Origin of the sequence: Glycomyces amatae, assembly GCF_020991375.1 — a bacterium.
Lineage (GTDB): Bacteria > Actinomycetota > Actinomycetes > Mycobacteriales > Micromonosporaceae > Glycomyces > Glycomyces amatae.
Genome location: NZ_JAJLQZ010000038.1, coordinates 19862 through 27892, shown reverse-complemented (window position 1 = coordinate 27892; position 8031 = coordinate 19862). Strand labels below are relative to the sequence as shown.

Genomic DNA, 8031 nt, shown 5'->3' with positions numbered 1-8031 from the left:
ACCTTGGTGACGGCGGCCTCCTCGGCCTCCTCGTCCGCGTCGGCGGCCTTCGCCGAGACGGCGCGCTGCGCGGTGAAGACGCCGGCGATCACCACGAGCCCGCCGATGACCTGCGGCACCGTCAGCGCCTCGCCGAGCAGCGCCCAGGCCGCGATCGAGGCCACGACGACCTCCATGTAGCCGATGCCGCCGGCGACCGGCGCCGAGACGAACCGCAGGCCGCTCAGCCCGAGGCCGTACGCGACGGCGGTGCACAGGACGAGCAGGGCGACGCTGGCCGTCCCGGTCGTGTCGATCCCCCCGAGCGTCACCGTGGACGAGAGCACCGCCCAGTCCATGGCCCACGGCGCCGCGAGCGGGGCGAGCGCGGCGGCGCCGACGGTGAAGCCGGTCGCGAGCAGGATGCGCACGTCCACTTTGGCGGTGAGCTTCTCGCCGGAGAGGAAGTAGGTGGCCTGGCAGGCGGCCGCGGCCGAGCCGGCGAGCAGGCCGACCGCGTCCAGGCGCAGGCCCGTCCAGACCTCGACGACGATGCACAGGCCGACGATGCTCAGGAGCACGCCGATGACCGCGGCGCGGGGGAGGACCGTGCGGCGCACGAACCTGACCCAGGCGACGACCACGATGGGGCCCATGAACTCCAGGAGGAGCGCGATGCCGACCGGCAGGCGCTCGACCGCGATGAAGTAGAAGGCCTGGACGGCCGCGACCGCGGTGAGCCCGAAGAGCGCCAGGCCGCCCCAGGGGAGGCGCCTGCCGTCGCGGAGCACCCGCACCAGCGGCACGGCCGCGGCGACGAGGGCGATGACGCCGACGCCGCAGATGCGCAGCCAGGTGACCTGGATCGGGGTGAGCCCGGCCTGGATCACGACCTTGCCGAAGGGGCCGCAGACGCCGAAGAACAGTGCGGCGCAGAGGACGAGGGTGACGCCGAGGGCGGCGCGAGGTGACGACATGAGGGCTCCACGGGTCGACCGGCGGTGGGCGCGGCGGGACCGGGGACCGGCTCCGGACCTGGGGTCCGGGCCGTGGCCGACGCGCGGGATCGATTGAGGGGCGAGCGAACCGTACACCGGCGCGACGGGAAGAGAAAAGGCCCGGGACGGATCCATCCCGGGCCTGAATGCTTAGCGACCACCCCTCGAAGTCGCTAAGCAAGCTTGACGAGTCAACTATAGGGCATCGTACCGGCTTCGTGTCCTAAACGTGACCATAGTCTCGGCATGTGGCACAGGTCAAGCCGCGAGTTTCGCCTTCACCTGCGCGAGAGAGGGATTCGTGAGGGCGGAGCCGTCCTCGAACCTGACCGTGGGCACGGTCTGGTTGCCGCCGTTGACCCCCATGACCCACTCGGCGGCCTCGGGGTCGTCCTCGATGTTGACCTCCTTGAAGAGGATCTCCTCGCGGTCGAGCGCCATCTTGAGCCGCTTGCAGTAGCCGCACCAGGTGGTGCTGTACATGGTGATCATCGTTCCTCCTTCTCCATCGACAGTAACGCGATACCGGCCCGGGGCATTCCGCCGAGAGCGAACGGCGTCCCGCCGGGGCCGATTCCTGTCGGACCCCCGCGGGACGCTGGCCTTACTCTTCCCCTCTCGTGGAGGGTGGGGGTTGAGGACGGCCGGTGCACATGCGGCCCTGCGCCATCGCGGTGACACCCGCCATGCCTTCCGCGACCGGGGGAACGGCCCGCCGATTCCTGTCGGAGGGCTCTGGGAGACTGGCGGGATGACTGCGCGCGATCGGGCCATCGAACAACTCCTGGCGGGACTCGACCCTGAACAGCGCGAGGCGGTGACCGCCGAACCCGGACCGGTCTGCGTCCTCGCCGGCGCGGGCACCGGCAAGACCCGCGCCGTCACCCACCGCATCGCCTGGCGCGTCCTGCGCGGCGACATGCGCGGCCAGCACGTCACCGCCGTCACCTTCACCGCCCGCGCCGCCGGCGAGATGCGCGACCGCCTCCGCGGCCTCGGCGTCGCCGGCGTCAACGCCCGCACCTTCCACTCCGCCGCGCTGCGCCAGCTCCGCTACTTCGGCACGCGCCGCTTCGGCGGCCAGCTCCCCGAGCTCATCGACTCCACCCTCAAGTTCACCGCGATCGCCGCCGCCCGCGCCGGCCTCCAGACCTCCCGCGCCAAGAACTACGACCTCACCACCGAGATCGAATGGGCCGCCTCCTCCCTCATCGGCCCCGACGACTACGTCAGCGCCATCGCCGCGCTCGGCCGCGACGCCCCCGTCGCCCCCGAGGACGTCGCCAAGGTCTACGCCGCCTACATCGAGGCCAAGCGCCGCGCCGGCGTCATGGACTTCGCCGACGTCCTCGCCTACACCGCCGACCTCATCACCGACGTCGACGCCGCCGCCGACCAGATCCGCAGCCAGTACCGCTTCTTCGTCGTCGACGAGTACCAGGACGTCACCCCGCTCCAGCAGCGCCTCCTCGACGCCTGGGTCGGCGACCGCGACGACATCACCGTCGTCGGCGACGCCAGCCAGACCATCTACTCCTTCACCGGCGCCACCTCGCGGCACCTGCTCGACTTCACCCGCCGCCACCCCGGCGCCGCGCTCGTCCGCCTCGTCCGCGACTACCGCTCCACCCCGCAGGTCGTGGGCCTCGCCAACCAGATCATCGGCGAGTCCAAGGGCCGCGAGGCCAAGATGCGCCTCGAGCTCGTCGGCCAGCGCCCCGACGGCCCCGCCGTCACCGCCGAGGTCTTCGCCGACGAGGCCGAAGAGGCCGACATGATCGCCCGGCGCTGCTCCAAGCTCATCGCCGACGGCGCCGGCGCCTCCGAGATCGCGGTCCTCTACCGCACCAACGCCCAGTCCCAGGCGTACGAGGAGGCGCTGGCCTCCTACGGCGTCCCCACCGTCGTCACCGGCGCCGCCCGCTTCTTCGAACGCGCCGAAGTGCGCCAGGCCGTCGTCGCCCTGCGCTCGGCGGCCAAGACCGACATCGGGCGGATGCCCCTGCTCGAGGCCGTCCCGACCGCGCTCGAAGCGGTCGGCTGGCGCCCCGACGCCGCCCCCTCCGGCGGCGCCCAGCGCGAGGCCTACGAAGCGGTCGCCGCCCTAGCGGCCCTCGCCGAGCAGTTCCTGGAGCACCATCGGGCCAACCCGGACGAGGAGGGCCCCGAGCCCGACCTCGACGCGTTCTGCGCCGAGCTCTCCCGCCGCGCCTCCGAGCAGCACGCCCCCGCCGTCGAGGGCGTCACCCTCGCGAGCCTGCACGCGGCCAAGGGCCTCGAATGGGACGCGGTGTTCCTCGTCGGCCTGGCCGACGGCACCCTCCCGACCACCTTCGCCCGCACCGAGACCGCCCTGGAGGAGGAGCGCCGCCTGCTCTACGTCGGCATCACCCGCGCCCGCGAGCGCCTCCAGCTCTCCTACGGCCTCGCCCGCAACGCGGGCGGGCGCGAGCGGCGGCTGTGCCGCTTCCTCGCGCCCCTGGGCCTGGACGGCTTCCCGCGCCCGCCCGCGCCGGGGGAGGCCGCCCCGAAGCAGCGCGGCCCCAAGAAGTCCAAGGTCCTCAACTGCTCCGGCTGCCGCAAGCCCCTGACGGACGCGCGCGACCGCAAGCTGGGGCATTGCGAGGACTGCCCGGCCACTATGGACGAAGGACTGTTCGAGCGGCTGCGCGAGTGGCGCGTGAGCGTCGCCAAGCACGACGCCAAACCCGCCTTCACCGTCTTCACGGATGTGACCTTGATCGCCATCGCGGAGCGCTGTCCGGGATCCGACAGCGAACTGGCCGCCCTCCACGGCATCGGGAAGTCCAAACTCGACAAGTACGGACCGGCTGTGTTGCACCTGGTCAACGGCGGGGAAGTGGAGGAGGCGATCGCGATGTGCACGGAGGGGTCGTGACCCTCCGACGCAACCGCAAAAATTTTCTTTCGAAACCCCGGAAAAATACGTTGCGCTCCTGAGTATGACGGGCGTAGCGTTGCTCAGGCCGGGAGAGGTGTGCGCCTCGACTCCGGCTCGTAGGAGATGAAGACCGAATGCTGACCATGGAACCTGGAAAGGAGGGGTAGACGATGTTGCTGTTCAGCGAAGCCATGCACACCGGGATCGCCGCGGGCGACTCGGCGGCCGCCGTTTATCGGAACGTCGCGCCCGTCTTCGCCCAGTTCCGTGGCACCACTCTGCTCGCGGCCGAATCGACCCCGGCTCAGGGCACCACTCTGCCCGTCGCCGTCCTGACCACGGCCCTGGGCACCGTCAACACGATTGACAACACCACCGATATGGGCGCCGAGACCCTTCGTGGACGTGGCCGTGCAGTCGCCGGCCTCGGTTGGCAGCCGGTCTCCGGCTCCAAGAAGCGTCACGGCGTCACCCGCGGGAAACCGCCTCGAGAACATCGAAAGGGCTTACAGAAGCCCGATCGGACCCTCTCGAGGCCGCGAATCCCGCACCAGGGATCGCGGCCTTTTTGTATGGCTCAACGCCAGGTCGCGGCCCAGCAGTAGAAGAACAGACGAGACGGATTGCGAAGCAATTGAGTCCTCAGACAGCGCTGATGCGACCGAACGTGAAGACGACCATCGAGATTCGAGAGGAGACCGAGCCCATGACCGACACCCTCATCGGGCCCGAACTGCGAGAGCAGGCCTGTCAGACCGGAAGCGACCTGCCGTGCCGCGAGTACGACGCGGACCTGTGGTTCTCCGAGCAGCCCACCGAGCTGGAGTTCGCCAAGTCCCTGTGCACCGACTGCCCGGTGCGCCTGGAGTGCCTGACCGGGGCGCTCGACCGCCACGAGCCCTGGGGCGTCTGGGGCGGCGAGATCTTCGAGAAGGGCAACGTGGTGGCCCGCAAGCGGCCCCGCGGCCGCCCGCGCAAGGACGCCGCGGTCGTCGAGCAGGCCGCGCAGGCCGAGCTCGCCGCGCGGACCCGGGAACTGGCCCTGGCGGGGGTGGCGGTGTCATGACGGTCGACTACCTGAGCCGCCATCTCAAGCGGGACGTCGGCGCGAGTGATCTCGAACTCCTCATGGAAGGGGAGATCGAAGCGGTCCGGCCGATGCCGGCGAAGTCCACGGCGTACGGACGCGTGGGACGTCTGCGGATGCGGAGCCTGTGGAGGGAAGCCGGTTACACCCGGACGCCCCGCCACACCGGCCGCCACCGCCGACGGGACAGGCTTTGACGTCGCGACCACCGCGTTGGCTGAAGGGGTCCGTCCCTGAGAGGGGACGGGCCCCTTTTGTTATGCCCTGAAACGGCGTGGAAGATCAGGCGTGTCGCGGAGTGTCTTCGTGAAACGGACATCCGCAGCGCCCCCCGGATCAACGATGCCGCAGCGGTACGACAGGGTCGGCGGGCATCATTCGGCGCAACGGCGCAACGGCGCAACGGCGCAACGGCGCAACGGCGCAACGGCGCCGCGCCTCAGCGGTTCGGGTCGGCGCCCTCGGGGTCGGCGAAGCCCGGGAGCCACTCCTCGAGGATGCCCCTCCAATGGGCGGTCGCGCCCAGCTGGCACAGCACCCCGATCGACCCCATCGTGACGCGGTGGATGAGCAGGTACGACGGCGGGAAGCTCAGCTGCTTGTTCAGCTTCGCGGCCTCCGAGCCCTGGCCGGTCAGCCGGGTGCTCTCATGGCGCAGCCACTCCCGCGTGAACTGGAACTCCTCGCCCGCGATCGGCTCGAGCATCGGCCTGATGAACCCCAGCATCGACTGGGCGTCGATCTCCAGGCCCGGCGGCACGAAGCCCTCGCCGCGCAGTCCCGCGACGACCTCCGCGGCCTTCCCGTCCAGGGTCAGGCGCGTCAGGCGCCCCACCTGGACCGGCATCCCGTCCGGCAGGCGCGCGGCCGCGCCGAAGTCATAGACGACGAGCCGCCCGTCCTCGCCGATCGCGAAGTTCCCCGGGTGCGGGTCGGCGTGCAGCAGCCCGGCCCGCCGGGGCGCCGAGAAGTGCAGCGTCGCCAGCCGCAGCCCGGCCGCGTCGCGCTCCTCCTGCGTCCCGTCGGCGATGACCGCCGCCAGGCCCCTCCCCGGGAGCCACTCGGTCACCAGCACCTCGCTCGAGGCGTGCACCACCTCGGGCACCGAGATGAGCGGGTCGCCGCGGAACGCGTCGGCGAACTGCCGCTGCGTCGCGGCCTCCAGCTCGTAGTCGAGCTCTTCGAGGAGCCGCTCGCGCAGCTCCACGGTGATCTTCTTGACGTCGAAGTTCGGTTGCAGCACCTTGAACATCGGGGCGATGCGCGACAGGTGGCGCAGGTCCGAGCGCAGCGCGTCGCCCGCGCCCGGGTACTGGATCTTGACGGCGACCTCGCGCCCGTCGCCCCACACCGCGCGGTGCACCTGCCCGATGCTCGCCGCCGCGACCGGGGCGTCGTCGAACTCCCGGAACCACTCGCGCCAGTCCGCGCCCATCTGCCGCTCGAGCACCCCGTGGACGCTCGCGACCGGCAGCGGGGGAGCGGCGTTCTGGAGCTTCGTCAGCGCCTGCCGGTACGGCGCGGCCAGGTGCTCGGGGAGGGCCGCCTCGAAGATCGACAGGGACTGCCCGAGCTTCATCGCACCCCCCTTGAGCTGCCCCAGCACGCTGAAGACGTGCTCGGCGGTGCGGCGCTGCGCCTGCTCGCCGAGAACCTCGTCGGCCAGTCCGGTAACGCGTTTGCCCAGCCCGACCGTGGCCCGGCCCGCCAGCCCCAGCGGCAGCGAAGCGAGCTTCATGCCCCGGGAGAAGGCCCGGCGCGGGAGGTCGTCACCCGAACGGGCGGATCCATGCCTGTCGCTCACGTTCCCAATGCTCTCACGCCGCGGCGACTTTCCGGTGTCACCGGGTACGGCCCGACCCGCCGGGCGAGCCCGTGCCGGGCCGCACGGCTCCCGCGCGCCTGTCACCCGCCTGGGTGAAGCGGCGCGGCGGGACTTACAGGCGTGAAAACTGTGGCATTCTGAGACTGGATGGTCGCGTAGCGTGACCGTCGCATCGGTGCCCCGCACGGCGGGGCCGCGCACAACAGGGGGAAGCCAGTGGCTCAAGCTACGGAGACTTACAACGGCTACTGCGTCAAATGCCGTGAGAAGCGCGACTTCGAGGGACACGTGGTGGTCTCGGATTCGGGCCGACGGATGGCCAAGGGGACGTGCCCGACTTGCGGCACCAAGATGAACCGGATCCTCGGCAAGGCCTCGTGATCGCGACTCGAGCGACCTGCCCCTCGTTCGATCCCATATTCCGGGAGATCGGCGAGGGGATTTTATTATCGAACCCGCTGCGATCGCCGCAATCTGGACATGCGCGTTATGAGATTGTCACCCCCTCGGATTAATGTGCGTTCATGGCGCGCAAAGTGCATCCCCCCGTTGAAGTACGGCGCTCTCCCCGGCGCCGCGCTACCGTGGCGGCCTACGAAGAACGAGGCCGCGTGGTCGTCATGATCCCCGACGCCTTCTCGGAGACCGAGGAGCGCGAGTGGATCGACCACATGCTCGCGAGGCTGCGCAAGCGCGAGGCCCGCGACGGCAGGGCCTCCGACACCGCCTTGCGCGACCGGGCCGTCAGGCTCGCCCGCCGCTACTACCCCGAGCACCCCGAATGCGCCGCCCCCCGCAGCGTCCGCTGGGTCGACAACCAGCAGCGGCGCTGGGGCTCGTGCACCCCCGCCGACGGCACGATCCGCCTCTCGCGACGGCTCGCGATGATGCCCTCCTGGGTCATCGACTACGTGCTGCTCCACGAACTGGCGCACCTGGTCCACTACGACCACTCGCGACCGTTCTGGGACCTGGTCGGCCGCTACTCCAAGGCCGAGCGGGCCCGCGGCTACCTCGAGGGGATCGCCGACGCGGAGGCCACCGAGCGCCGCTGAACCGCCGCGCCGACCGCCTTCGCGGCCGGCGCCGCCGACCTGCCCGCCGGGCGCCGTACGACTGGACTGCGCTTCGACCGGTCCGCGCTTCGACCAGGCCGCACTTCGACTGAGCCGCGCTTCGACCAGGCCGCACTTCGACCGGGCCGCCACGCGCGCCCGCACCGCTGCCGGGCTGCGACGCG

The 8031-nt window shown here is 71.0% G+C and carries 9 protein-coding genes; 6 read left to right on the top strand and 3 right to left on the bottom strand.

Annotated elements, in window-relative coordinates:
- Together LO763_RS27840 and LO763_RS27835 are read right to left on the bottom strand one after the other, a co-directional pair.
- Positions 1 to 956: EamA family transporter (locus LO763_RS27840; protein WP_230791691.1), on the bottom strand; the 956-nt coding region annotated here is incomplete at its 3' end.
- Between the two features lie 279 nt (positions 957 to 1235).
- On the bottom strand, positions 1236 to 1469 hold the full coding sequence (locus LO763_RS27835) for a mycoredoxin (RefSeq protein ID WP_230791682.1): 234 nt from the start codon (positions 1467 to 1469) through the stop codon (positions 1236 to 1238).
- A gap of 259 nt (positions 1470 to 1728) precedes the next feature.
- Between LO763_RS27835 and LO763_RS27830 the strand changes: the two genes are divergently transcribed.
- The 4 genes from LO763_RS27830 (at position 1729) to LO763_RS27815 (ending at position 5163) form a co-directional block, all read left to right on the top strand.
- Complete coding sequence (locus LO763_RS27830) at positions 1729 to 3876, top strand: ATP-dependent DNA helicase UvrD2 (protein WP_230791680.1); 2148 nt, start codon at positions 1729 to 1731, stop codon at positions 3874 to 3876.
- Positions 3877 to 4049: 173 nt separating this feature from the next.
- A complete protein-coding gene (locus tag LO763_RS27825; RefSeq protein ID WP_230791678.1) occupies positions 4050 to 4484 on the top strand; it encodes a hypothetical protein in 435 nt (144 codons plus the stop codon).
- A gap of 101 nt (positions 4485 to 4585) precedes the next feature.
- Positions 4586 to 4945: a WhiB family transcriptional regulator gene (locus LO763_RS27820; RefSeq protein WP_369432109.1), complete on the top strand. Its 360-nt coding sequence runs from the start codon at positions 4586 to 4588 to the stop codon at positions 4943 to 4945.
- Entirely contained in the window at positions 4942 to 5163 is a 222-nt protein-coding gene (locus LO763_RS27815) for a hypothetical protein (RefSeq protein ID WP_230791677.1), read from the top strand. The genes LO763_RS27820 and LO763_RS27815 overlap by 4 nt, the downstream gene beginning before the upstream one ends.
- A 242-nt stretch (positions 5164 to 5405) precedes the next feature.
- Here the strand turns inward: LO763_RS27815 and LO763_RS27810 are convergent, their stop codons facing one another.
- Positions 5406 to 6704, bottom strand: a complete 1299-nt coding sequence (locus LO763_RS27810; protein WP_255673090.1) for an ABC1 kinase family protein — start codon at positions 6702 to 6704, stop codon at positions 5406 to 5408.
- Between the two features lie 303 nt (positions 6705 to 7007).
- Between LO763_RS27810 and LO763_RS27805 the strand changes: the two genes are divergently transcribed.
- Positions 7008 to 7172: a DUF5679 domain-containing protein gene (locus tag LO763_RS27805; RefSeq protein WP_166659568.1), complete on the top strand. Its 165-nt coding sequence runs from the start codon at positions 7008 to 7010 to the stop codon at positions 7170 to 7172.
- 143 nt (positions 7173 to 7315) lie between these two features.
- Positions 7316 to 7846, top strand: coding sequence for a M48 metallopeptidase family protein (locus LO763_RS27800; RefSeq protein ID WP_369432108.1), 531 nt, complete (start codon positions 7316 to 7318; stop codon positions 7844 to 7846).
- The last annotated feature ends 185 nt before the right edge of the window (positions 7847 to 8031 follow it).

Bases quoted from the DNA above. Each gene is read 5' to 3' on its own strand.
- LO763_RS27820 (WP_369432109.1), top strand. From the start codon at position 4,586: ATGACCGACACCCTCATCGGGCCCGAACTGCGAGAGCAGGCCTGTCAG.
- LO763_RS27815 (WP_230791677.1), top strand. From the start codon at position 4,942: ATGACGGTCGACTACCTGAGCCGCCATCTCAAGCGGGACGTCGGCGCG.
- LO763_RS27825 (WP_230791678.1), top strand. From the start codon at position 4,050: ATGTTGCTGTTCAGCGAAGCCATGCACACCGGGATCGCCGCGGGCGAC.
- LO763_RS27810 (WP_255673090.1), bottom strand. From the start codon at position 6,704: ATGAAGCTCGCTTCGCTGCCGCTGGGGCTGGCGGGCCGGGCCACGGTC.
- LO763_RS27800 (WP_369432108.1), top strand. From the start codon at position 7,316: ATGGCGCGCAAAGTGCATCCCCCCGTTGAAGTACGGCGCTCTCCCCGG.
- LO763_RS27835 (WP_230791682.1), bottom strand. From the start codon at position 1,469: ATGATCACCATGTACAGCACCACCTGGTGCGGCTACTGCAAGCGGCTC.
- LO763_RS27830 (WP_230791680.1), top strand. From the start codon at position 1,729: ATGACTGCGCGCGATCGGGCCATCGAACAACTCCTGGCGGGACTCGAC.